19 protein-coding genes are annotated in these 23,384 nt (G+C 66.4%); 12 read left to right on the forward strand and 7 right to left on the reverse strand.

Features of this window, described 5'->3' with window-relative positions; translation table 11 throughout:
- Positions 1 to 11 precede the first annotated feature (11 nt).
- Together ABCR88_RS22960 and ABCR88_RS22965 are read left to right on the forward strand one after the other, a co-directional pair.
- Complete coding sequence (locus ABCR88_RS22960) at positions 12 to 6,329, forward strand: AAA domain-containing protein (protein ID WP_350403597.1); 6,318 nt, start codon at positions 12 to 14, stop codon at positions 6,327 to 6,329.
- A complete protein-coding gene (locus ABCR88_RS22965; RefSeq protein WP_350403598.1) occupies positions 6,326 to 7,660 on the forward strand; it encodes a hypothetical protein in 1,335 nt (444 codons plus the stop codon). Before ABCR88_RS22960 ends, ABCR88_RS22965 begins: the two co-directional genes overlap by 4 nt.
- 168 nt (positions 7,661 to 7,828) lie before the next feature.
- Here ABCR88_RS22965 and ABCR88_RS22970 read toward each other — a convergent pair whose 3' ends face one another.
- From ABCR88_RS22970 to ABCR88_RS22980, 3 genes are all read right to left on the reverse strand, one after another.
- Complete coding sequence (locus ABCR88_RS22970) at positions 7,829 to 8,599, reverse strand: MetQ/NlpA family ABC transporter substrate-binding protein (RefSeq protein WP_011062440.1); 771 nt, start codon at positions 8,597 to 8,599, stop codon at positions 7,829 to 7,831.
- Between the two features lie 82 nt (positions 8,600 to 8,681).
- Positions 8,682 to 9,347 (reverse strand): methionine ABC transporter permease, encoded by a 666-nt coding sequence (locus ABCR88_RS22975; RefSeq protein WP_011062441.1) that lies wholly within the window; start codon positions 9,345 to 9,347, stop codon positions 8,682 to 8,684.
- A gap of 3 nt (positions 9,348 to 9,350) precedes the next feature.
- Positions 9,351 to 10,574: an SfnB family sulfur acquisition oxidoreductase gene (locus ABCR88_RS22980; protein ID WP_171820727.1), complete on the reverse strand. Its 1,224-nt coding sequence runs from the start codon at positions 10,572 to 10,574 to the stop codon at positions 9,351 to 9,353.
- Positions 10,575 to 10,856: 282 nt separating this feature from the next.
- On the opposite strand from ABCR88_RS22980, the gene ABCR88_RS22985 reads away from it, so the two are divergent.
- The 10 genes from ABCR88_RS22985 to ABCR88_RS23030 all read left to right on the forward strand — a co-directional run bounded on the left by ABCR88_RS22985 (position 10,857) and on the right by ABCR88_RS23030 (position 18,914).
- On the forward strand, positions 10,857 to 11,324 hold the full coding sequence (locus ABCR88_RS22985; protein ID WP_011062443.1) for a VOC family protein: 468 nt from the start codon (positions 10,857 to 10,859) through the stop codon (positions 11,322 to 11,324).
- 296 nt (positions 11,325 to 11,620) lie between these two features.
- The gene (locus tag ABCR88_RS22990) at positions 11,621 to 12,844 is read left to right on the forward strand and encodes a PepSY domain-containing protein (RefSeq protein ID WP_041119320.1); all 1,224 of its coding nucleotides are present in this window, start codon (positions 11,621 to 11,623) and stop codon (positions 12,842 to 12,844) included.
- Positions 12,841 to 13,383: a hypothetical protein gene (locus ABCR88_RS22995; protein ID WP_041119321.1), complete on the forward strand. Its 543-nt coding sequence runs from the start codon at positions 12,841 to 12,843 to the stop codon at positions 13,381 to 13,383. Before ABCR88_RS22990 ends, ABCR88_RS22995 begins: the two co-directional genes overlap by 4 nt.
- Positions 13,380 to 13,718 carry a hypothetical protein gene (locus tag ABCR88_RS23000; protein ID WP_041119322.1) on the forward strand — a complete coding sequence of 113 codons (339 nt, stop codon included), beginning with the start codon at positions 13,380 to 13,382 and terminating at the stop codon, positions 13,716 to 13,718. The genes ABCR88_RS22995 and ABCR88_RS23000 overlap by 4 nt, the downstream gene beginning before the upstream one ends.
- Positions 13,715 to 14,287: a DUF6162 family protein gene (locus ABCR88_RS23005; RefSeq protein ID WP_015636479.1), complete on the forward strand. Its 573-nt coding sequence runs from the start codon at positions 13,715 to 13,717 to the stop codon at positions 14,285 to 14,287. The genes ABCR88_RS23000 and ABCR88_RS23005 overlap by 4 nt, the downstream gene beginning before the upstream one ends.
- Before the next feature lie 35 nt (positions 14,288 to 14,322).
- Positions 14,323 to 15,252, forward strand: coding sequence for a metal ABC transporter substrate-binding protein (locus ABCR88_RS23010; protein WP_041119323.1), 930 nt, complete (start codon positions 14,323 to 14,325; stop codon positions 15,250 to 15,252).
- Positions 15,249 to 15,992, forward strand: coding sequence for a metal ABC transporter ATP-binding protein (locus tag ABCR88_RS23015; RefSeq protein ID WP_041119324.1), 744 nt, complete (start codon positions 15,249 to 15,251; stop codon positions 15,990 to 15,992). Before ABCR88_RS23010 ends, ABCR88_RS23015 begins: the two co-directional genes overlap by 4 nt.
- A complete protein-coding gene (locus tag ABCR88_RS23020; RefSeq protein WP_015636482.1) occupies positions 15,992 to 16,891 on the forward strand; it encodes a metal ABC transporter permease in 900 nt (299 codons plus the stop codon). Before ABCR88_RS23015 ends, ABCR88_RS23020 begins: the two co-directional genes overlap by 1 nt.
- Positions 16,892 to 17,875: a zinc ABC transporter substrate-binding protein gene (locus ABCR88_RS23025; RefSeq protein ID WP_011062451.1), complete on the forward strand. Its 984-nt coding sequence runs from the start codon at positions 16,892 to 16,894 to the stop codon at positions 17,873 to 17,875.
- Between the two features lie 211 nt (positions 17,876 to 18,086).
- Positions 18,087 to 18,914, forward strand: coding sequence for a class I SAM-dependent methyltransferase (locus ABCR88_RS23030; RefSeq protein WP_019092942.1), 828 nt, complete (start codon positions 18,087 to 18,089; stop codon positions 18,912 to 18,914).
- A 423-nt stretch (positions 18,915 to 19,337) separates the two neighbouring features.
- Here ABCR88_RS23030 and ABCR88_RS23035 read toward each other — a convergent pair whose 3' ends face one another.
- From ABCR88_RS23035 to ABCR88_RS23050, 4 genes are all read right to left on the reverse strand, one after another.
- On the reverse strand, positions 19,338 to 19,562 hold the full coding sequence (locus tag ABCR88_RS23035; protein WP_011062453.1) for an MbtH family protein: 225 nt from the start codon (positions 19,560 to 19,562) through the stop codon (positions 19,338 to 19,340).
- A gap of 82 nt (positions 19,563 to 19,644) precedes the next feature.
- Complete coding sequence (locus ABCR88_RS23040; RefSeq protein ID WP_011062454.1) at positions 19,645 to 21,057, reverse strand: aspartate aminotransferase family protein; 1,413 nt, start codon at positions 21,055 to 21,057, stop codon at positions 19,645 to 19,647.
- 235 nt (positions 21,058 to 21,292) lie between these two features.
- Complete coding sequence (locus ABCR88_RS23045) at positions 21,293 to 22,618, reverse strand: ATP-binding protein (RefSeq protein WP_350403599.1); 1,326 nt, start codon at positions 22,616 to 22,618, stop codon at positions 21,293 to 21,295.
- Positions 22,619 to 23,296, reverse strand: a complete 678-nt coding sequence (locus ABCR88_RS23050) for a response regulator (RefSeq protein WP_041119327.1) — start codon at positions 23,294 to 23,296, stop codon at positions 22,619 to 22,621.
- Positions 23,297 to 23,384 lie beyond the last annotated feature (88 nt).

Below are 23,384 nucleotides of genomic sequence, written 5' to 3' on the forward strand. Positions count from 1 at the left end.
AACCGCTATCGATGATACGTTTTTGCCCCAATTGCCAGACTGAACGCCCACTGGCCGAAATTTTCTGTGAAGGCCAGGTAGACAACCGGGCCTGCGGCTGGGAACTTTCCGCCGAAGCGATTCATCCCGAAGGCTGGCACCCACAACCGGTCATCACCCTCGAAGCGCTTGAGCCGCAGCCACCGGTCGCGGCGGACAGCGGCTCCCCCCTGCTCTGCGGCAACGGTCATGCCATGGCGGATGGCGACTTGATGTGCCTGGTCTGCGGCGCCGACCCGCTCGCCCCGGAGCAACAGCCACCCGCAGCGCCCCCAGCCGCCGACAGTGAAACCGTGATCGAAGGCTGGCGCCTGCTGCGCCAGATCAGCAGCGGCGGCGTGCGCGAGCGCTTTATCGCCGAGCACCGGGAAACCGCGCACCAGGCGGTGCTGACCCTGTACCAGGCCGGCGCCGAACCCGACCCGTCGGTGTACGAAGCCCTCAAGCGCCTGCCCCGGGAACACGTGCCGGAAATCATCCTCACCGGCCGCTGGGACGAGCGCGCCTTCGAAGTGGCCGAGGAACTCACCGGCGGCACCCTGGCCGACCTGGGGATCGTGGTCAGCGACAGGGCCGCGGTGCAGCACATCGTCCGTGAACTGGGCCAGGCCCTGCATGCCTTCAGCGAAGCCGGCCTGCGCCACCGCGACCTGCGCCCGGCCACCTTGCTGGTGCGCAGCCGCGAGCCCCTGGACCTGGTGATCAGCGGCTTCGGTTCGGCGCGGCTGTCGGAGTTCGACCTGGACATCGTCTCGCCCCTGGAAACCAGCCGCTACATGGCCCCCGAAGCCATTGCCGGGGGCGTGGCCGCGGCCTCCGACTGGTGGAGCCTGGGGATGATCCTGCTGGAACAGCTGACCCAGGGAGAATGCTTCGCCGGCATCAATGCCAACGCCTACCTGATTCACATTCTGGCCAACGGCGTGCTGCTGCCGGATGACCTCGACCCGCGCCTGGAACTGCTGCTGCGCGGCCTGCTGGCCCGGGACCGCCACCAGCGCTGGCAATGGCCTCAGGTGCAGGCCTGGCTCCAGGGCGAAAGCCCCAGCGTCCCGGCCTCGGTCGCCAGTGAAGAGGACGCCGAGGAAGGCGCCAGCGTCGCCCTGGGCAGCCGGCGCTTTCGCCGGCCAGGGCCGTTCGCCCTGGCTGCCGCCGAAGTCGAACACTGGCCCCAGGCCCTGGATCATCTGCTGCGCGGGGTGATCGTCACCTGGGCCGAACAGGCCGGTTTGTCCGCACGGCAGCTGGCGGGCCTGCGCCAGGTGGCCCAGCACGAAGGGCTGGACGATGATACCCGGCTGATGCTCGCCTTGAAACTGCTGAACCCGGAAATGCCCCTGATCCAGCGCGGCGAGATCGTCACCCCTGGCTGGTTGCTGGAGCATCCCCTGGACGGTTACCGCTTGATCAGCGGCCCGGCCCCGGACCTGCTGGAACGCCTGGAGACCGAGCACTGGCTGTCGCGGCTCAAGCTGCGGGCCGAACAGGTACGCCAGCGCGCCCAGCACCAGGCCATCGAACTGGACGAGGAGCAACTGCGCATCTACCTGCTCTCCAGCTCCCGCGCCCGTCTGGCCGCACAGTGGGAAGAACGCCAGCGCCTGCTGCCGGACAGCGAGCACAACGGCATCCTGTCCCTGGCGGACCGCCGCTCCATCAGCGAAGAAGACCTGATCGTGCTGCTCAGCGCCGCCATCGGGCAGTTCCGCTCGGTGGACGCGATCCTCGAAGAAGCCGCCACCCTGGCCCGCGAAGCCGTGGTCCTGAGCTTCGATGCGGCCAGTGCGCGTGCCCTGCTGGGGCTGCCGCGCCCGGCCTTGTACCGTGAAGTCGACGAGCGCATCAGCGGCTTTGCCCGTTGTGGCGTGCCGAGCGTCGATGAATGGGCCGAGCAGTTCCGCCTGGAACGCCGCATGCCCCTGGCCAGGGCCCTGGTGCTGCTGGCCATCGGCGCAGAGCAGTGGCTGGAGCCGCAAAAGCAGCACTACGTGTCGCAGATCCTCGACTTCTTCGAGAAGAAGGTCGCCAGCGTGGTGCTGCGCGGCCCGCTGGTGCGCATGAGCATCGGCAAGACCACCGCCCGGGTCGACCTCAACGAATTGCACAGTGAGCGCAGCCCGGCCCCGGCGCTGCTGGATCACCTGGTGGCGCGCAACGCCCAGCCCATCAGCCTCGACCCGGCGTGCTTCGCCGAAAACCCGCAGCTGGATGCACGGCTCAACAGCCTGTACCGCCAGAGTTCGCTGTACAAGCGCGACACCGGGATCGATGGCCTGTACCTGGGCTTCCCCTTCCTCCTGACCCGGGACGCGCGTGGCACCACTCGCACCCGCATCGCGCCGTTGCTGCTGTGGCCGGTCAAGCTGCTGCTGGAAGTCGGCAGCCGCGGCAAGGTGGCCCTGGTCTTCGACAGCGAGCGTGAAGAGGTGCGCCTCAATCCGGGGCTCGACACCTTGCTGGGCATCGATGCCGCCAAGCTCTGGCGCAAGGCCGCCGATGAACTGCTGGGGCGTTCGGCGCTCAAGGCCGCCGACGTGATGGACGCCTTCGGCATGCTGGCCACTGCCAGCTCCCGGGTGCTCGGCAGCCTGCCACCGCCGAGCACCGAAGTGCAGCCCTACCAGGATCAACTGGCCTGTGCCGCCGTGCTGTTCCATGTGGCCTTCATGGGCCAGGCCATCGGCGAGGACCTGCGCCAGCTCAAGGCCCTGCCCCCCGGCGGCACCGGCCTGGAAACCGCCCTGCGCCTGAACCCCGCGGAGCCCGACAGCGGCGACAGCGCTGCCACCGCGCTCGCGCCTGAACTGCAGCGCTTCTTTACCGTGGCCAGCGACCCCTCCCAGGAAGCCGCGGTGCTCCAGGCCCGTCACGCCCCCGGGCTGCTGGTGGAAGGCCCGCCCGGCACCGGCAAGAGCCAGACCATCGTCAACATGGTGGCCGACGCCATCGGCCGCCAGCGCAGCCTGCTGATCGTCTGCCAGAAGCACGCCGCCCTGGAAGTGGTGCACAAGCGCCTGGTGGCAGAAGGCCTGGGCAACCGGGTGGTGATGCTCAACGACATCAACCGTGACCGCGAACCGGTGATCCGCAGTGTCCGCGAACAGCTTGAGGCCCTGTTCAAGGACGATGCCGTCCAGCAACCCTGGCTGCACCAGCGTGAACGCCTGGCGGCACGCATCGAAGCCCTGGAGGGCGAACTGGATCGCTTCCACCAGAGCCTGCACCGCATCGATGAACACTGTGGCTTGAGCTACCGCCAGTTGATCGGCGAGCTGATCGGCCTGGAACAGGGGCCAGCGGCCCTGGATGTCCCGGTATTGCGCCAGCACCTGGCGGCCCTGGACATCGCCAGCCTGACCCGCCTGGAAGAGGCCTGCGCGCCGCTGATCCGCCTGTGGCTGCCGGCCCACTATGAACACAGCGCCCTGGCCCAGCTCCAGCCCTTCCCCACCGACGCCGCCACGGTGCAAGCGTTCAACCAGGGCTTCGAGCGCCTGCTGAGCTGCGAGGAACAGCGCCTGGAAACCCTGCAGGCGCACCCGGCCGACTTCGAAGTCGACGACCCGGCGCCCTACCGCGCCTGGCTCGACCAGCACCTGCACAGCCTGCTGGGCCTGGACGATGAGCGTCGCCAACGGCTGGCACGCTGGCTCCCGCTGTTTCGTGGCAGCAACGGCCAGGCCGCAGAGGGCGACGGGCTGATCCAGGCCCTGCAGGCACTGGCTCAACAACTGGAACAGTGCGACGCCGCCGCTTACCAGGCCGACCTGGCGCCGGGCCTCAGCGCCCTGCCCGCGGCCCAACTGCGCACCCTGCAGCAACGCGCCCGCGCCGTTATCCAGGGTCGCTCCTGGCTGGCGCGGCTCAACCCGCTGCGCCTGATCCGCCAGCGCCAGTTACTGGCCTTCCTCGCCGAACAGGGCGCCGCGGCCCAGCCGCAGCGCCTGCCGGAACTGCTGGCGGCGGCCCAGTTGGAAAGCCAGTGGCGGCCATTGCGCAACCAGTTGCAGCAACTGCATCAGCAACTGAGCCTTGCACAAATCGCCAGCGATTGCGGCCCGGGCCTGCTGCCGCAGGTACGCCAGGACCTCGGGCAACTGCAAGCAATGCGCGCCCTGGCCATGACCCTGGCGCAAGCCCCCCGGGTGGAGCAGTTGGATGCGGTGGTACTGACCGGCGAGCGGCGCTCCCTGGACAGCCTGCTGGCCGGCTACGACGCCGCGTTTATCCGCCACAGCGTGCGCCAGGACAGCCTGAATGCCCTGCAGCGCCTGGATCAGTGGCTGCAACCCGAGCTGCTGGGCCAACTGCGCCAGCGCGTGGAGCACAACCAGGGCAATCAGTCGGCCCTCAACCGCCTGCGCGACGCCTTGCCGACCCTGAGCGCCTACCAGGCTTTCCGGGCCCGGGCCGGCCAGCTGTCGCCGGCGGACCTGGAGTTGCTGGTAGTCCTGCGCGATTACCAGGACGCCCTCGACGCCATTCCCGCCGAGCAACTGGAAGCCGTGGTGCGGCGCATGCTCAACCGCGAAGCGCGGCTGGGCTGGAAGCGCCAGATCGAACAACGCCAACCCGAGCTGATGCTCGAGCACAGCGAAACCGCGGCGAAGATCGCCAGCCTGGGCGAGGCCGACACCCAGATGCGCAACCTCAACCGTCAGTTGCTCAGTGAAGGCATCGAGCTGTCGCGCCTGGGCACCCGCAAACAGTGGGAGGACGTGACCCGCCTCACCGGGCGTCGTTCGCGACGCTTGCGCGAGTTCATGGAAATGGGCGCCGGCCTGGGGCTGATGAGCCTGCGCCCGGTGTGGCTGATGAACCCGGACGTGGCCAGCCGGGTGCTGCCGCTCAAGCCCGGGCTGTTTGATACGGTGATCTACGACGAAGCCTCGCAGATGCCGGTGGAGTTCGCCCTGCCGACCCTGTACCGGGGCCGGGTCACGGTGGTCAGCGGCGACGAGAAGCAGATGCCGCCCACCGCCTTCTTCTCCAGCCGGGTGGAAAGCGACGAAGCCGAACTGTTCGATGGCGACCAGCCGGACGCCGATGCCGACGAGGAACAACGGGAGGCCTTCGAAGACACCTGGAACCGCCGCGAAATCAAGGACTGCCCGGATCTGCTGCAACTGGCTCGCAGCTCGCTACCCTCTACCACCCTGCAGATCCACTACCGCTCGGCCTACCGCGAACTGATCGGTTTCTCCAACGCCTCGTTCTACGGCAACCGCCTGAGCATCCCGGTACGCCATCCCCAGGCCAATATCCTCGCCATCAAGCCGCTGGAGCTGATCCGCGTGGACGGCGTCTACCAGCAGCAGGTCAACCCCGACGAGGCCGAACGGGTGGTGGACTACCTGGCCGAGCTCTGGCAGGCGCCCTACGCCGAACGCCCCTCGGTGGGGGTGGTGACCTTCAACCGCAAGCAGGCCGACCTGATCGAAGAGCGCCTGGAGTTGCGCGCCGAGCAGGATCCGACGTTTCGTGCAGCCTACAGCCAGGAGCGAGAACGTAGCGAGGACGGCGAGGACATGTCGGTGTTCGTCAAGAACGTCGAGAACGTCCAGGGCGATGAGCGCGACATCATCGTGTTCTCCTCGACCTTCGGGCGTAACAGCCAGGGCAGCTTCCGCCGCAACTTCGGGGTCCTGGGGCAGACCGGCGGCGAGCGCCGGCTCAATGTGGCGGTGACCCGGGCCCGGCGCAAAGTGGTGATGATCACCTCGATGCCGATTGCCGATATCTCCGACATGCTCACCACCCAGCGCCCGCCCGCCAGCCCGCGGGACTACCTGCAAGGCTACCTGGAGTACGCCCGCGCCCTGTCGGCCGGGGAGTTTGCCAGCGGCCACAGCCTGCTGGGGCGCCTGGTCACCGAGCGCCAGGATGCAAAGGTCCAGCACAACGCCCACAGCGACGGTTTCACCCAGGCGGTGGCGGCGTTCATCCGCACCCTGGGCTGGAGCCCGGTCAGCGCCAACGAAGGGGATGCCTTCGGCCTGGACTTTGCCATCGAGCATCCCGATACCGGGCTCTATGCCCTGGGCATCGAATGCGATACCCCGCGCCACGGCCTCCTGGCCCGCGCTCGCTCCCGGGAAATCTGGCGCCCTTCGGTGCTGCGCCGGGCCATTCCCCACCTGCACCGGGTCTCGTCGCAGGCCTGGTACCACGACCCGCAAAGCGAGCGCGCTCGCCTGCAGGCCGCCATCGAGCAGGCCCTGCAGCCGCTGGCCGGTGCCGATTCGGTGACGCAGCCCCAAGCCCTGGCAGACACGGAGCAAACCCCATGAGCGGCCCGAAAGTGGTGCGTATCGTCACCCGTGAAGAAATCCTGGAGATCTGCGCCGGCCACCTGCGGCGCCTGGAACAGGTGATTGCCCGCTGGGAAGAGCAGGCACAACGCCTGGGGCAACTGACCGAACAGGAACGGGCCGCCACCCACGAGCGGTTCAAACAGTTGCGCCAATTGATCGAGGCCGATCGCCTGCAGGACCTGCAAAAGCAGGTACCGATCGAGATCGAGTTCCTCAAGGACGATCTGCAACAACGGGAAAACCGCGCCGTGCAGCAAGCCACGCAACAGCGCCAACTGGCCCGCCGCCAGCGGGAAAACGCCGCCATCCTGTTGGGCGCCCTGCAAGGCAAGCCGCTCGCAGCCCAATTGCTGGAGCCGTTGCGGGCGATTGCCGATGGGCAGCCGGTGCCGGCTGTGGAGTCGATCCTGGCCCAGGGTTTCGCCAGCCTGGGGGCGGCAGTCGAAGAACAGGGCCTGAGCGAGGCCCAGCAGCAACTGGCCCGGCGCCTGCAAGGCGAAACCCCAACCCAGACCCTGGCGCAGTGGCGCGCCGCCCATGAGCAAGCGGAACCCAGACTGGAACGCATCGAGCAGCACATTGCCCAGTTGCTGACCCTTGATGATCAGGCCAGCGCCGAACCCTACCTGGCCAAGTTGCGCCAGATAGATGCAGAAACCCGCGTGCAGCAGCGCAACCTGCTGCTGGACAGCCTGGTGCTGGAGCTGGCCCAGGCCACCCGCGACAGCCAGGAGCGCCGCGCGCGCCTGGCGCGCCTTGAGGAACTGGCCAGCGAAGTGGCGACCTTGTGCCCCGCAACCGCCGAGAACGAGCTGGCCCAGGCCGGCCAATGCAGCCTGGCCCATATGGCGCCAGTGGACGGGCTGATTGCCCGTTTCAGTGCGCTGATCGAAGCCGAGCTGCAACAACGCGCCGCCCTGGCCCGCCGCCAGGCGGTACTCGAAGGGTTGGCCAGCCTGGGCTACGAAGTTCGCGAGGGCATGGCCACCGCCTGGGCCCAGGACGGCAGGGTGGTGCTGCGCAAGGGCGCCACTCCGGGGTATGGCGTGGAGGTGGGCGGCAATGCCGATAACGGCCGGTTGCAGGTACGCGCGGTAGCCCTCAGCGCCCAGCGCGATACCCAGCGCGACAAAGACATCGAGACCATCTGGTGCGGCGAGTTCCAGCGGCTGCAAGCCCTGCTGGCGGCCCGGGGCGACGACCTGAGCATCGAGAAAGCCCTGGCCGTAGGGGCGGTGCCGCTCAGGGAGGTGCTGCTGGACGACACCCAGCAGCAATACCGGGAGCAGGCGCAACAGCGCACCTGACCCGCCTCGCCCTGTGGGAGCCGGCTTGCCGGCGAAGACGATCTCTCGGGCCTCTTCGCTGGCAAGCCAGCTCCTACAATCCGCCTCCCCGTAGGAGTCGGCTTGCCGGCGAAGGCGATCTCGCGGGCCCGTTCGCTGGCAAGCCAGCTCCTACAAGGGGGCAGATGCTCAGAAGCCGGGGGCGATCTGGCCTTTGTAGCGGGTCAGGATGAACTGGCGCACGGCGTCGGAGTTCAGCGCCTTGGCCAGTTTCTGGATCCGCGGGTCGTTGATGTTGTCCGGGCGCGCCACCAGAAATTCGATGTACAGGTCCTTGCCCTTCTCCACGATCAAGGCGCTGTTGGTATCGATCCCGGCTTCCAGGGCGTAGTTGGCGAAGACAAACGCCAGGTCCACCTGGCTTACCGAGCGGGCCAGCAAGGCGCCTTCCAGTTCACGGATCTTCAGGTGCTTGGGGTTCTCGACAATGTCGCGCTGGGTGGCCAGGGTGTTGCTCGGGTCCTTGAGCTTGATCAGCCCCGCTTCATCCAGCAGCACCAGGGCCCGGCCGGTGTTCACCGGGTCGTTGGGAATCGACACACTGGCCCCGTCCTTGAGCTCGGCGATGCTCTTGATCCTGGTGGAATAGGCGCCGAACGGTTCGATGTGCACCCCCACCACGGGCACCAGGTCGGTGTGCCGGGTCTTGTTGAAGTCATCGAGGAACGGCCGGTACTGGTAGTAGTTGGCGTCGAGGTTCTTCAGCGCCAGCTGCTGGTTGGGCTGGATGAAGTCGGTGAACACCTTGATCTGCAGGTCCACGCCTTCCTTGGCCAGTTGCGGTTTGACGAATTCGAGGATCTCGGCGTGGGGCACCGGGGTCGCGCCCACCAGCAGCTTTTCGTTGGCGTTGACGCTCAGGGACAGTACGGCGGCCAATACGGCCAGGGTCTTCTTCATGGGTTGCTCCTAAGGCAGAGGCAGGCAGCCGTCGTGGGGCGCACGTGGGGCCGTGTTTCGGGTTGGGTTCGAAGAAATCGCTTCAACGGCGGCTGTAGTGCGCCACCAGGCGGTCGCCGGTCATCTGCAGGGCCTGCACCAGCACCAGCAGCAGGACCACGGTGACCACCATCACATCGGTCTGGAAACGCTGGTAGCCGTAGCGGATCGCCAGGTCGCCCAGGCCGCCGCCACCGATCACCCCGGCCATGGCGGTGTAGTCCACCAGCACGATGGCGGTCACCGTGACCGCCGCCAGCAGACCGCCCCGGGCTTCGGGCAGCAAGGTGTGGCGAATGATCTGCCAGGTGCTGCCGCCCATGGCCTGGGTCGCTTCCACCACCCCGCGGTCCACTTCCCGCAGGGCGGTTTCCACCAGCCGGGCAAAGAACGGCGTGCAGCCCACCACCAGCGGCGGGATAGTGCCCGGCACGCCAAGCGAGGTGCCCACCAGCAAGGTAGTCAGGGGAATCAGCACGATCAGCAAGATGATGAAGGGCAAGGAGCGCAGCATGTTGACTAGCACCGACAGCACCCGATACAGGCCCACCGCTTCATGCAACTGGCGCTTGCCGGTGAGAAACAGCAGCACGCCCAGGGGCAGCCCCAGCAGCACGGTAAAACCCAGGGCCGCGCCGAGCATGCTCAGGGTATCGACGCAGGCCTGGGCGATATCGGCCCAGTAAATGTTCTTGAACAGTTCGGCCATGGTTCAGGACCAGTCATGGCGCGGTGGCTTGATGTCGTTGAGCAACCAGTTGCCCACCACGTGGTATTTCCAGCGCACCGGGTCGTGCAGGGTATGCACCCGGGCGTTGCGCCAGTGGCGGTCGAAGTTGTGGCGCTTGAGGGTGGAACGGGTGCCCCCCAGTTCGAACAGTTTGTTGCTGGCCTCGATGGCGATTTCAGTGGTCAGCACCTTGGCCTTGGCCACCGCCAGGGAGGCCCGGGCCACATTGTCTTCATCGGGCGCCGGGCGGGCCGCGTCCAGGGCCAGGCCGGCCCGTTCCAGCAGGGCCTCGGCGGCTTCCAGGCGAATTTCCAGGGCCCCCACCTGGATGATGGTCAGCGGGTCTTCACTGGCCTTCTCCACCCCGGCATCGATCCACGGCCGGGCATGCTCACGCACGAAGGCGATGGTGTCGCGCAGCGCCGCCCGGGCAATCCCGGCGTCGATGGCGGCCGTGGTCAACTGGGCGAAGGGCCCGGCCAGGGTCGGGCTTTCGTAGGAACGGTAGGTGGGAAACAGGTTGAAGGCCGGCACCTTGAGGTCCTGGGCCAGTACGGTGCCACTGGAGGTGGTGCGCTGGCCGATGCTGTCCCAGTCGTCGATCACCGCCAGCCCCTCGCTGCCGCGAGGCACGAATGCCAGCTGGCCCCTGCCCTGCTCGTCCAGGGCCAGCACCGCCAGCCAATGGGCATACAGCGAACCGGTGCAGTAGCCCTTGCGGCCATTGATCACATAACCGTCACCCGAGCGGCGGACAGTGGCCTGGATGTCCTGAACGTTCTTGCCGCCGGTTTCCGACAACGCATTGGCAAAGCGATGGCCTTGCAGGGCCAGGGTGAAAAAGTGCGCCTGTTGCTCCGGCGTGCCCTGCAGGCGGATGTCTTCCAGCAGGCAGTAGTGGTTCTGCGGGATCTGCCCCAGGGACGGGTCGGCAGCGGAAATGATCGCGATGACCTCGGCCAGCACTGCATAAGACACCTGGGCGCCGCCGAATTCGCGAGGCACGCTGATGCCCCACAAGCCACTGTTGGAGTACAGGTCGACCACCTGCGCCGGTACTTCCCGGGTACGGTCGCGCTCGGCGTCCTGCTCCAGCAGGATCGCGGCCACTTGCCGGGCCACGGCCAGGGCTTCGGCGCCATCGCGGATCACATGGGCAGCGGGAGTGTGCAGGGGATAAACGGCAGATTCAGGCAATGCAGGCATACGGCGCTCTCGAGCGAATGAAGGTGACTGCCGCTCATTGCAGCTTCTGTGCCTAAAGCCTGCCCCAATGAATTCAAGGACTTGGGTAGGTATTTCACCCCTGCCTCAGGCCCTCTGCCGGGCAGATTGCTGGAACGCTGTTGATGGGCCAACAGTAGGCCAGTGTTGCCTGGACAACACCTCGTCGGCCCGTGCCGGGCAGGCAAGGGCCCGGGTATAGAGTGAAGCCTGCTCCACGCGGCGTCAGCGTCGCCCCAACAACAAGATCAAGGAGAAACCCCGATGAGCGTCAATCCCATTCCCGAAGGTTTCAGCGGCGTCACCCCTTACCTGGGCATCCAGCGCGCCGCCGAGGCCATCGAGTTCTACAAGAAGGCCTTCGACGCGGTGCAGATCATGCGCCTGGACATGCCCGACGGCAGGGTCGGCCATGCCGAACTGCGCATCGGCGGTTCGGCCATCATGCTCGGCAGCCCTTGCGAACAAACCCCGATGGGCAGCCCGGAAGCCCACAAGACGTCGGTCGGGCTGCACCTGTATGTGGAAGATGTCGACAGCCGCTTTGCCCAGGCGATCGCCGCGGGCGGCACCGAAGTGTCGGCGGTCAAGGACCAGTTCTACGGCGATCGCAGCGGCAGCCTGCGCGACCCTTTCGGGCATGTGTGGTTCCTCGCCAGCCGCAAGGAGGAACTGAGTGCCGAGGAAATCGGCCGGCGGGCCCGGGAAATGTTCCAGCAACAGGCCGGCTGAGCTTGCCCCTGTAGGAGCCGGCTTGCCGGCGAAGGCGTCTCGCGGCCCCGTTCGCGGGCAAGCCCGCTCCTACGGGGCCATGGGCATTGGCCAAACCAGTCAAGCAGCGGCTTTCACGAGGGTTTCGCAGCTTCGTAACATTTACTTTCATATCGCCTTTCGGGATTTACGATTCTCATTCGTCTTAATTAGATGCAGCAGGCCGCGTTGGCCCAGGCTATGCCCGGCGCTTTTTGTCCCGGGCCCGGTCCCGGGTTCCAGTGCCGCTCCATTCCTCGAATCAAGACGCCCATTCAATGTCGAAGAAGTCCCGTTCAAAAATCTGGTTTCTGGTGCACAGCTGGCTGGCCCTGCCCATCTGGTTCTTTGTGCTGATTGTCTGCGTCACCGGCACCCTGGCGGTGGTCAGCCAGGAGATCGTGTGGCTGGCCAACCCCGACGTGCGCGCCAGCAAGCCCAGCGATGACGCACAACCGCTGAATTACGACCAGATCGTCCAGGCCATCAAGCGTGCCGAACCCCAGACCCGGGTGGACACCATCGTCACCCCGGATGAAAGCCACTTCGCCCTGAGTGTCAGTGTCAGCTACCCGGACGGCCGCTCGCCGACGCTCTACGTCAACCCCTACACCGGGGTGATCCAGGGCACTAGCCCGCAGTTCGATTTCCAGGGCTTCACCCGCGCCCTGCACGGCTGGTGGCTGGTGCCCTTCACCAACGGCTACAGCTGGGGCTGGTACCTGGTGTCCTTGCTGGGCCTGCCCATGCTGGTGTCGCTGATCACCGGGCTGGTGGTCTACAAGAAGTTCTGGAAAGGCTTTCTCAAGCCGACCCTGCGCCTGCGCCACGGTGCACGGATCTTCTGGGGTGATTTCCATCGCCTGAGCGGTATCTGGTCAATCTGGTTCATCGCGGTGATCTCCATCACCGGCACCTGGTTCATGATCGAAGCGATTCTCTCGGACAACCACATCAGTATCTCCAGCGAACCCGTGGTCCCGGTGATCGCCCGCGAGCAAGTGCCAACCACGGGCGATGGCAGCCCGGCGCCGATGATCGGCCTGGACCAGGCCATCGGCATTGCCACACAGAAAATCCCCGGCTTCGACATCAGCTTCGTCAGCCTGCCGAGCAACGCCTACAGCCACCTGTATGTCGGCGGCCGCGGCTGGTATCCGCTGATGTACCAGACGGCCAACATCAACCCCTATACCGGCTCCCTGGACACCTCGCACCTGCTGGCGGACCGCAACACCCTGGAGTTCGTCACCGAATCCATGCGCCCGTTGCACACCGGTGATTTTGGCGGCCTCTGGATCAAGCTGATCTGGTTCTTCTTCGGCCTGGTGCTGAGCATGATGGTCCTCAGCGGCCTATTGATCTGGACCAAGCGTACCGCCCTGGCCACCGCCAACGCCCTCAAGCGTGAGGAGAAGGCCGCTCGTGCGCGTCCCGCCAGCAAACCCGTGCCGACGCCCACCCCGGCCATGAGCATCGAAACTTCGGAGAGCCACTCGTGAGCCAGACCCACAGCGCAACCGCGCCTTCGTTGCTGAGCCGGCTTTGGCACAAATGGCGCTTTCACCTGAACATCCTGCTGTTGCTGATCCCCCTGGGCTTCATGCCCAAGTACTTCGCCGACGTCGCATTGTTTCGGGGTGAAAGCGGCCTGGGGGAACGAGAAATCGGCGAAGTCCAGGTTGGCCCCTGGAGCCTGCGCCTGGCCGAGATGCGCAACGAAGCTCCCCGCAGCGATGGCCCCGCCGGCTACCTGAAAAGCTTCAACGCCGCCCTGTGCCAGGCCTGCATCGAGCCGGTCAAGGCCACCTACCTGCGCATCGGCAAGCCCCGCAGCCTGCGGGCCGCCGGGGTGATTTTCTTTGGCAGCCCGTACCGTATGGGCGCCAGCCTGCCCATCCCGGAAAAGACCAAGGCCGATTCCGAGCTGTGGATCACCATGGAAGGCTGGGACGGCAGCATGCACCAGGCATCCATTCCCCTGAGCCAGGCGTCACCGGCCACCGTGGCCTGGCTCGAAAAACAAGGAGGCAAACGATGAGTTGCGCAGTATCCACCCGGCGCCTCGGCGCCGTTGCCCTGTTGCTGCTGGGCGGCGCCTTCAGCCACAGCGCCCTGGCCCACAACCCGATGTGCGAGTGCAAGGCCATAGACGCCGAGCAGATCCGCTGCACCGGTGGTTTTTCCGATGGCAGCGGCGCCCCGGGGGTGACCCTGGACGTGATCGGCTACGACGAAACCATCCTGGTGCCGGGCAAGCTGGGGGCCGACTCGACCCTGACCTTCAAGAAACCTTCCAGCGAGTTCTACGTACTCTTCGATGCGGGCCCCGGCCACGTGGTCGAGATCGACCAAGCGGATATCGAGGCCCCATGACTCCTGCCACCACCCAGGTCGTGCGCCCCGCCGGCGCCGGCCATGAAACCCTCTATGTACTGTTGCTGTGTGCACTGATTCTGAGTGTGGCTGCCACCGTGGTGCTGTGGCGCGGCGAAGAAACCGCGACCGGCAGTGTCGCCAGCCACCAGCTGGACGCGCGCCGCGACCTCAGCGCAGGCGAACAGGGCATCTATGCCGACCTGCGGGTGACCCTCGACGAAATCCACCTGCTGCGCGCCGAAAGCCAGGACCTGCCGACCCCCGAGGAGCTGGCCGGCGAAGGCTTCGCGCCCTTCGCCCAGGACGCCAGTTCGGTGAGCCGCGGTGGCCATATCTGGACAGTGCAGAACCAGGCCTACCTGGGTCTGAGCCAGAACCCGCAAGTGGCCGGCTCCTTTCTGATGCGCATCGACGCCGAAGATGACACCCAGGTGGATATCTGGCTCAACCGCGCCCCTTCTGCCGCCCTGCCCGCTGACCTGGGCGACGAACCACTGGCCGCCGCCGGCTGGCAACAGGTGGTGGCGCAATTCGATGCCGGAGTAACCCGCCAGCATCGCCACTGATCATTCGCATTCACCCGAGAGAAGACCGCTTGCCCATGCCTATTTCATCTCAACGCCGCCCCTTTCTGCAGGTGCTGCTGGTCAGTCTGCTGGCCCTGATGCTCAGCCCCCTGGCCAGCGCCGACCCGGCCAAGCGCCTGCGCATCGGCATCACCTTGCACCCCTACTACAGCTACGTGGCCAATATCGTCGGTGACAAGGCCGAGGTGGTGCCGCTGATTCCCGCCGGCTTCAACCCCCACGCCTACGAACCCCGGGCCGAGGACATCAAGCGCATCGGCACCCTGGACGTGATCGTGCTCAACGGCGTGGGCCACGATGACTTCGCCGACCGCATGATCGCCGCCAGCGAGCGCCCGGACATCCCGGTGATCGAAGCCAACGAAAACGTGCCGCTGCTGGCCGCCACCGGGGTGGCCGCGCGAGGCGCCGGCAAAGTGGTCAATCCGCACACCTTCCTCTCCATCAGCGCCTCCATCGCCCAGGTCAACAACATCGCCCGGGAGCTGGGCAAGATGGACCCGGCCAACGCCAAGACCTACACCCAGAACGCCCGCGCCTACGGCAAGCGCCTGCGGCAGATGCGCGCCGACGCCCTGGCCAAGCTGACCCAGGCGCCCAATGCTGACCTGCGGGTGGCCACGGTGCATGCTGCCTACGACTACCTGCTGCGCGAGTTCGGCCTGCAAGTCACCGCGGTGGTGGAACCGGCCCACGGCATCGAGCCCAGCCCCAGTCAGCTGAAAAAGACCATCGACCAACTGCGGGAACTGGACGTCAAGGTGATCTTCTCGGAGATGGACTTCCCCTCCACCTACGTCGAGACCATCCAGCGCGAATCCGGGGTCAAGCTCTACCCGCTGTCGCACATTTCCTACGGCGACTACAGCGCCGAGAAATACGAGAAGGAAATGAAGGGCAACCTCGACACCGTGGTCCGGGCCATCCAGGAGGCCGGGGCATGACCGCCATCGAGACCCTGCTGCGGGGCCCGGCCATCGAGTTCGATCAGGTCAGCCTGACCCTGGGCAACACCACCATCCTCGACCACGTGACCTTCCAGGTGCAGCCCGGCAGCGTGCACGCACTGGTGGGCCCCAACGGCGGCGGCAAGAGTTCGCTGATCAAGACCCTGCTGGGGCAGATGCCGCACCAGGGCCAATTGCGCCTGCAATGGCCGGATGCGCCCGGCACCCTCGGCTACGTGCCCCAGGCCCTGGAGTTCGACCGTGGCCTGCCGATGACCGTGGACGATTTCATGGCTGCCATGTGCCAGCGCCGCCCGGCCTTTCTCGGCCTCAGCCGACATTACGCCCAGGCCATAGGCGAGGCCCTGGAACGGGTCGGCATGCAAGACAAGCGCAAACGGCGCATGGGGGCTCTGTCCGGCGGTGAACGCCAGCGCGTGCTGCTGGCCCAGGGTCTGATCCCGGCCCCGCAACTGCTGGTACTGGACGAACCGATGTCGGCCCTGGACGAGGCCGGGATCCAGGTCTTCGAACGCCTGCTCCACGATTGGCGCCAGAGCGGCATCACCCTGCTGTGGATCGAGCACGACCTGGAAGCCGTGGGCCGTCTGGCAGACCGGGTCACCGGCCTCAATCGCCGGGTGCTGTTCGACGGCCCGGCGCAGCAGACCCTGACCCCGGAGCGCCTGCTCAGCCTGTTCTCCACTCATCCACGAACCGCCGGGAGTGCTGCCTGATGACCTATGAAGCTTTTCGCCTGATGGTCCAGGGCTGGGCTTCGGCCGGCTACCTGCCCGAAGCCCTGGCCTACGGGTTCGTGGTCAACGCCCTGCTGGCCGGCCTGCTGATCGGGCCGGTGCTCGGTGGCCTGGGCACCCTGGTGGTGGTCAAGCGCTTCGCCTTCTTCTCCGAAGCGGTAGGCCACGCTGCCCTCACCGGGGTGGCCATCGGCATTCTCCTGGGCGAGCCCTACACCGGCCCCTACGGCAGCCTGTTCGGCTACTGCCTGCTGTTCGGCATCCTCCTCAACTACCTGCGCAACCGCACCGGCCTGGCCCCGGACACCCTGATCGGCGTGTTCCTCTCGGTGTCCCTGGCCCTGGGCGCCAGCCTGCTGCTGATCCTCGCCGGCAAGATCAACGTGCACATCCTGGAAAACGTGCTGTTCGGCTCGGTGCTCACGGTCAACGGCAGCGACCTCTTGGTGCTGCTGATCGTCGGCGCCCTGGTGCTGGGCCTGAGCCTGCCGTTGTACAACCGCATCATGCTGGCCAGCTTCAACCCGCAGCTGGCGGCGGTACGCGGCGTAGCGGTGAAGACCCTGGACTACCTGTTCGTGATCCTGGTGACCCTGATCACCGTGGCCGCGGTCAAAGTCATCGGCGCCATCCTGGTAGGCGCCCTGCTGGTGATTCCGGCCGCCGCGGCACGCCTGCTGAGCCAGTCGCTCAAGGGCTTCTTCTGGATCTCGGTGAGCATCGCCACCGTCAGCACCCTGTGCGGCATCCTGCTGCCGATCGTCTTCGACCTGCCGGTGCCCTCCGGCGCCGCGATCATCCTGGTGGCCGGTGTCGCCTTCGCCCTGGCCGCCATCGCTCGCGGCACTGTCCCCAGCCTGAAAGGGAATATCGGATAAATGCACAGTTCATTGCCTCACCTGTCACTGCGTCGCCTGACCCTGGCCCTGGCCCTCGGCGGCCTGATCAGTACTCCGGCCCTGGCCGAGCGCGACCACTTCGAACCGATGCGCGTGGTCGCCAACCACGGCATGGGCAACACCGCGCTGCACAGCGCCACCTCAAGCAAATCACCGACGGTGCTGGCTTCCCTACCGGTAACTTTCGGCCTGGGGCAGATCCTGCTGCAGGGTACCGACATCAAGCTGGAACGGGCCGCCCCGGCCAACCTGCCGGGCTCGCGGCAGACTGCCTATTTCACCGGGCGTGGCGCTCCGGCCCTGGCCAAGCTGGCGCTCAATGCCGACGCAGTGATCGGCCTGCGCTCGATCTGGCCGGACGACCCGCTGTACCCCAACGCCCGGCGCAGCAACATCCGCATCGTCGAGATCGACGCTGCACGCCCGGTGGACGGCGCCCTGCCCGGGGTGGCCCTGCAACCGGGCAAGAGCGACGGGCTCAACGCCCAGCCCTGGCTGTCCAGCAACAACCTGGGGCGCATGGCCGACGTGCTGGCGGCGGACCTCGCGCGGCTGGCGCCCGAAGCCAAACCGCAGATCGAAAGCAACCTGGCGGGCCTCAAACAGCGCCTGCTGAAACTCAGCGCCGACAGCGAAGCGCGCCTGGCCGAGGCCGACAACCTCAGCGTGCTGAGCCTCTCCGAGCACTTCGGGTACCTGGTCAGTGGCCTGAACCTGGAACTGCTGGAAGTGGACGCCCGGGCCGACAACGAATGGACCCCCGAGGCCCTGAAAAAGCTGCAAGCCCGGCTCAAGGACAACGATGTGGCCCTGGTCCTGCACCACCGCCAGCCGTCCGATGCACTGAAAGCCGCCATCAGCGCCGGCGGCAGCCAGCTACTGGTGCTGGAAACCGACAGCGCCGACCCGCTCGCCGAACTGGAAGGCAACCTGCAGAAAGTCACCCAGGCCCTGAGCCTGTAGCCGCTGCCGCAGGCTGCGAACGGCTGTGCAGGAGACGCTGCTCTTGAGATCGCTGAAGGTCCTGCGGACCTTGGCGCAGCTTCGCCATGGCTCAGCAGCGGCTACAGTCGGGGTCAGGGGGCCGGGGCCGCTTACATATTCCCTCAAGATCGCGCGCATTTCCCGGTGCTAGTCTGCGCTTCGCCAAAAGCCCAGAGAAGAAGCCCGCGCCATGAGCGACTACGTAAAACTCAACAAGACCAACTGGGACGAACGCGCGCCCCTGCATGCCGCCTCGGCGGACTACGCGGTGCAGCGTTTTGTCGACGAAGCCGGCTATCTGTCCGACGTGGTGCAGTTCGACCGGCCCTTGCTGGGGAATATCCGAGGCCTGCGCGGGGTGCATCTGCAATGCCATATCGGCACCGACACCCTGTCCCTGGCCCGCCTCGGCGCGCAGATGAGCGGCGTGGATTTTTCCCCGGCGTCCCTGGCGGAAGCCCGAACCCTGGCCCGACGCTGCAATACGCCTATCGACTACCACGAGTCCGACGTGTTCCTGGCCGCCGAGGTACTGCCCCAAGGCAACTTCGATCTGGTCTACACCGGCATCGGTGCCCTGTGCTGGCTGCCGAGCATCGAGCGCTGGGCGCAGACCGTCGGCGCCCTGCTCAAGCCCGGTGGCCGGCTGTTCATCCGCGAAGGCCACCCGATGCTCTGGGCCATCAACGAAGATCACCACGACTCATTGCGGGTGGAACTGCCCTACTTCGAAACCCGCGAGCCTCTGGTCTGGGACGACGAAAACACCTACGTGGAAACCGACAGCCCCCTCAAGGCCACCATGACCCACGAATGGAACCACGGCCTGGGAGAGATCATCAGCGCCTTGCTGGCCCAGGGCCTGGACATCACGGGACTGGTGGAGCACCAGAGCATCCCCTGGGAAGCCCTGCCCGGGCAGATGGTGGTGGATGAACGCGGCGAATGGCGACTCAAGGAAGCGCCATGGCGCCTGCCACTGAGCTACACCTTGCAGGCCGTCAAACGCGGGGGCTGATCGCCCGGCATGAAAAACCGCCAAGCTCAAGAAGGCACCGCCTCTGTAGCCGCTGCCGCAGGCTGCGAACGGCTCCGTAGGAGGCGCTGCTCGTGAGATCGCTGAAGGTCCTGCGGCCCTTTGCGCAGCTTCGCCATGGCTCAGCAGCGGCTACAGAACAATCTTGATCCGGGATCTTCGTAGCCGCTGCCGCAGGCTGCGAACGGCTCCGCAGGAGGCGCTGCTTTTGAGATCGCTGAAGGTCCTGCGGCCCTTTGCGCAGCTTCGCCACGGCTCAGCAGCGGCTACAGAACAATCTTGATCCGGGATCTTCGTAGCCGCTGCCGCAGGCTGCGAACGGCTCCGCAGGAGGCGCTGCTCTTGAGATCGCTGAAGGTCCTGCGGCCCTTTGCGCAGCCTCGCAGGCTCGGCAGCGGCTACAGGTCAGCCGGCTACGGCCTGCTGGTCCATCTTCTGGCGCAGGCTCAGGGGGCGCATGTCGGTCCAGACTTCTTCGATGTAGGCCAGGCAGTCCTTCTTGAAACCGCTCTTGCCCACAGTGCGCCAGCCCTGGGGCACGGCCTTGTAGTCGGGCCAGATCGAGTATTGCTCTTCATGGTTGACCACCACCTGGAACAGGATGTCCTCACGGTCGAATACTGAAGTCATTGCTTGTCTCCATCACTGATAAGGTTCGCCGCGCTCAGCGCACGGCGGTTGTGTAGAAGGAACGAAACGGCGGGGCAAAAAATTAGAGGCTGGCCACTGCCGCCGCTACGGCTTTGCTGAAGATCTGGGCCACCTGGTCGATCTGCGCTGCGGTGATTACCAGCGGCGGCAGGAAACGCACCACGGCGCCGTGGCGCCCGCCCAGCTCCAGGATCAGCCCGCGCTTGAGGCATTCGCGCTGCACCAGCGGTGCCAGGCGCGCATGCTGGGGTGGATGGCCCTGGGCATCCGGCACGCCGGCCGGGTCCACCAGCTCTACCCCGAGCATCAGGCCACGACCACGGATATCCCCCAGTTGCGGGAAGTCGCGCTGCAGGATCAGCAGGTGCTCGCGCAAGCGCTCGCCCATGGCCGCCGCGTGCTCGGGCACCCGGTGTTCCTTGAGGTAGCGCATCACCGCGGAACCGGTGGCCATGGCCATCTGATTGCCGCGGAAGGTGCCGGCGTGGGCACCCGGCTGCCAGGTGTCGAGCCAGTCGCGATAGACCATCACCGCCAGCGGCAGGCTGCCGCCGATGGCCTTGGACATCACCACCACATCGGGAATGATCCCCGCGTGCTCAAAGGCGAACATCTTGCCGGTGCGACCGAAGCCGCTCTGGATTTCATCGACGATCAATGCCACCCCGGCCTTCTCGGTGATGCGGCGCACACCTTGCAGCCATTCCAGGTCGGCCGGGATCACCCCGCCCTCGCCCTGCACCGCCTCGACAATCACTGCCGCTGGCAGGGCCACCCCGGCTTCCGGATCGGTGAGCAGGTTTTCCAGGTAATGCAGGTTGACCTTGACCCCTTCGGCGCCCCCCAGCCCGAACGGGCAGCGGTAGTCATAGGGGAACGGCAGGAACTGCACGCCGTTGTTCAGCAGCCCGGCCAGGGCGCGCTTGGGCCCCAGGCTGCCCATCAGGCTCAGCGCACCCTGGCTCATGCCGTGGTAACCGCCCTGGAACGACAGCACGGTGCTGCGCCCGGTAGCGGTGCGCGTAAGCTTCAGCGCGGCTTCCACTGCATCGGTGCCGGTGGGGCCGCAGAACTGGATCCTGGCCTCGCCAGCCAGGGCCTCGGGCAACAGGCCGAACAGGTCCTGGACGAACTGGTCCTTGACCGGGGTGGTCAGGTCCAGGGTCAACAGCGGCAATTCATCGGCCAGCACCTGCTGGATCGCGGCGATCACCACCGGGTGATTGTGGCCCAGGGCCAAAGTCCCGGCACCGGCCAGGCAATCGATGAAACGCCGGCCCTCGACGTCTTCGACGTGAATGCCGCTGGCCCGCTTCAGGGCCAGGGGAATGCGTCGCGGATAGCTGCGGGCATTGGATTCCTGGCGGCTCTGGCGGGCCAGCAGGGGCGACTCGTCGAACTGGTAAAGCGTCTCTTGCGGGGCGGCGCCAAGGCCCACCGGCGAATCTTCCATCAGGCTGGTAACGGCTGACATGTCTCGAACCCTCACGCTGCAATTTGAGCAAAACGGCCACCGGCCGGATGCGCAGCCCAAGCGCGGGCGCGCACTGACAGGTTTTCCTGTTCTAAAAACGCTTCAGCGCGGCGGGGATTTACACCCCAAGGCGAGGAAATTGCACATGCCGCCCCGTAGGAGCCAGCTTGCTGGCGAAGGCGGTCTAAAGGGCCTCTCCGCTGGCAAGCCGGCTCCTACAGTGGACGGTGATGGGTCAGGCGCGGTGGGCAGGCAGGGTCAGTTCGACGCGCAGGCCGTCGGGGCGGCTGTCGAAGTGCAGCTCGCAACCGCAACGCTGGACAATGGCCTGGACAATCGCCAGGCCCAGGCCGCAACCGCTGCTCTGGCTGTCACGCCAGAAGCGCTGCGTCAGGTGCTGCAGGTTTTCTGCGGGGATGCCCGAGCCATGGTCACGCACCTGGAAGCGCAGGCGACCGGCGACAATCTCCAGATTCAACTCCACCGGGCACTCTTGCGGCGTATGCCGCAGGGCGTTGTCCAGCAGGTTGCGCAAAGCGGCAATGGCCAAGGTCGAGGGCATTTCCACCGGGGCCTCGGCAGCGTTGTCCCCCAGGTGCACCTTGACCCGGGCGCGGGCGCCCACGGCAGCATCCTGGATCGCCAGGCGCGCCACCTGCTCGGCGTTGCAGTGCACACCGTCATCGAACGACAGGCTGCCCTCGACCCGGGCCAGCAACAGCAGTTGCTCCAGGGTCCGGTGCATGCGGTCGGCGCCTTCTTCGGCTCGGGCCAGGGACTGGTCACGGGCCGCACCTTCGGTCATGCGCGCGACTTGCAGGTGAGTCTTGATTGCGGTCAACGGGCTGCGCAGCTCGTGGGCTGCGTCACCGGTCAGCCGGCGCTCGCGTTCGATGGTCTTGGCGATGCGCTGGAACAGCTGGTTCTGGGTTTCCAGCAACGGCCGCAGCTCACTGGGCATGGGCTGGATCTGCAGCGGCTCCAGGGAATCGGCGCTGCGGCGCATCAGGGCGTCGCGGATCCGGTTCAGTGGTGCCAGGCTCTGGCCGATGCCCAGCCACAGCAGCCACAGGCAGCCGAGCAAGGCCACGCCCACCGGCACCGAAGCCGCCAGCAGCACCGACATGTTCAGGGCTTCGCGCTCGACCTGGCGATCCGCGGTGGTGATGCGCATGTCGCCGCGCACCAGGGTGAAGGTGCGCCAGGGCGCGCCGTCGATCATCTGGTCGTGAAAGCCCAGTTTCTCGGCTTCCAGCGGGTGCTCCGGAGTGCTGTGGCTGCGGGCCAGGATCTGCCCACGCAAGGAACTGACCTGGCAGGCCATGCCCCCGGGAATGGTCAGGGCCGCACTATTGATCTGATTGCCCGGGGCGTGGGACGGCAGCGTCGGCATCTGTTCCAGCAGGCCGGCCACCATGCGCGCCGAGGCCACCAGGCGCTGGTCCAGGGAGAACATCATCTGATTGCGCAGATCACTGAGCATCCAGGCCGCGGCCAGGGCCCAGATCAGAATGAAGGCAGCGCCGAGGGTCATGCTCAGGCGCAGGCGCAGGCTCCTCACTTACGGATTCTCCTCGCCATCCGCCGGGCCCAGGCGATAGCCCAGGCCACGCACGGTTTCGACGATACCGTTGCCGAGTTTGCGTCGCAGGTGGTGGATGTGCACATTCAGCGCGTTGCTCTCCAGCTCATCGTTGAAGCCATAGACGCTGTCCTTGAGCTGCTCGCTGGAGAGCACCCGGCCGCGGTTGTGCAACAGCGCCTGGAGCAGCGATTGCTCGCGCCGGGACAAGTCCACCGGCTGGCCGCCGAGCAGGGTTTCCCGGGTGCTGGGGTCGTAGGTCAGGCGTCCGTGTTCAATGAGGTTGACGCTGCGACCCGCCACCCGGCGCAACAGGGTGTGCAGGCGCGCCGCCAGTTCCCGCAGGTCGAAGGGCTTGAGCAGGTAATCGTCGGCACCGGCCTGCAAGCCATCGACCCGGTCGGTCACCGAGTCGCGGGCGGTGAGGATCAGCACCGGAATCTCCAGGCCCTGCTGGCGCTGCTGCTTGAGCAGCTTCAAACCGTCTTCATCCGGCAGGCCAAGATCCAGTACCATCACGTCGAAATCGGCCACGCCGAGCATGGCCCGCGCTGCCGAAGCGGTGGCCACATGCTCGACCGTCAGGCCCTGGGCCGTGAGGCCGGCGACTATCCCGCTGGCAATCAGCTCATCATCTTCACAGACAAGTACGTGCATGGTCGGTCCTGTACAAAGGCGTTGATTAAGCGGGCTGCGGATTAAGCGGACATTATGCCCGCCGTTTCCTGGCCACAAGCCAAGTATG

The sequence above is a fragment of the Pseudomonas sp. W17 genome (genome assembly GCF_040268305.1).
GTDB classification, from domain to species: domain Bacteria; phylum Pseudomonadota; class Gammaproteobacteria; order Pseudomonadales; family Pseudomonadaceae; genus Aquipseudomonas; species Aquipseudomonas protegens.

Coding starts and splice junctions, on each gene's coding strand:
- ABCR88_RS23040 (WP_011062454.1), bottom strand. CDS start 21,057: ATGTCAGCCGTTACCAGCCTGATGGAAGATTCGCCGGTGGGCCTTGGC.
- ABCR88_RS22960 (WP_350403597.1), top strand. CDS start 12: ATGATACGTTTTTGCCCCAATTGCCAGACTGAACGCCCACTGGCCGAA.
- ABCR88_RS23035 (WP_011062453.1), bottom strand. CDS start 19,562: ATGACTTCAGTATTCGACCGTGAGGACATCCTGTTCCAGGTGGTGGTC.
- ABCR88_RS22980 (WP_171820727.1), bottom strand. CDS start 10,574: ATGCCTGCATTGCCTGAATCTGCCGTTTATCCCCTGCACACTCCCGCT.
- ABCR88_RS23020 (WP_015636482.1), top strand. CDS start 15,992: ATGACCTATGAAGCTTTTCGCCTGATGGTCCAGGGCTGGGCTTCGGCC.
- ABCR88_RS23025 (WP_011062451.1), top strand. CDS start 16,892: ATGCACAGTTCATTGCCTCACCTGTCACTGCGTCGCCTGACCCTGGCC.
- ABCR88_RS22975 (WP_011062441.1), bottom strand. CDS start 9,347: ATGGCCGAACTGTTCAAGAACATTTACTGGGCCGATATCGCCCAGGCC.
- ABCR88_RS22990 (WP_041119320.1), top strand. CDS start 11,621: ATGTCGAAGAAGTCCCGTTCAAAAATCTGGTTTCTGGTGCACAGCTGG.
- ABCR88_RS22985 (WP_011062443.1), top strand. CDS start 10,857: ATGAGCGTCAATCCCATTCCCGAAGGTTTCAGCGGCGTCACCCCTTAC.
- ABCR88_RS23030 (WP_019092942.1), top strand. CDS start 18,087: ATGAGCGACTACGTAAAACTCAACAAGACCAACTGGGACGAACGCGCG.
- ABCR88_RS22965 (WP_350403598.1), top strand. CDS start 6,326: ATGAGCGGCCCGAAAGTGGTGCGTATCGTCACCCGTGAAGAAATCCTG.
- ABCR88_RS23015 (WP_041119324.1), top strand. CDS start 15,249: ATGACCGCCATCGAGACCCTGCTGCGGGGCCCGGCCATCGAGTTCGAT.
- ABCR88_RS23000 (WP_041119322.1), top strand. CDS start 13,380: ATGAGTTGCGCAGTATCCACCCGGCGCCTCGGCGCCGTTGCCCTGTTG.
- ABCR88_RS23010 (WP_041119323.1), top strand. CDS start 14,323: ATGCCTATTTCATCTCAACGCCGCCCCTTTCTGCAGGTGCTGCTGGTC.
- ABCR88_RS23005 (WP_015636479.1), top strand. CDS start 13,715: ATGACTCCTGCCACCACCCAGGTCGTGCGCCCCGCCGGCGCCGGCCAT.
- ABCR88_RS23050 (WP_041119327.1), bottom strand. CDS start 23,296: ATGCACGTACTTGTCTGTGAAGATGATGAGCTGATTGCCAGCGGGATA.
- ABCR88_RS22970 (WP_011062440.1), bottom strand. CDS start 8,599: ATGAAGAAGACCCTGGCCGTATTGGCCGCCGTACTGTCCCTGAGCGTC.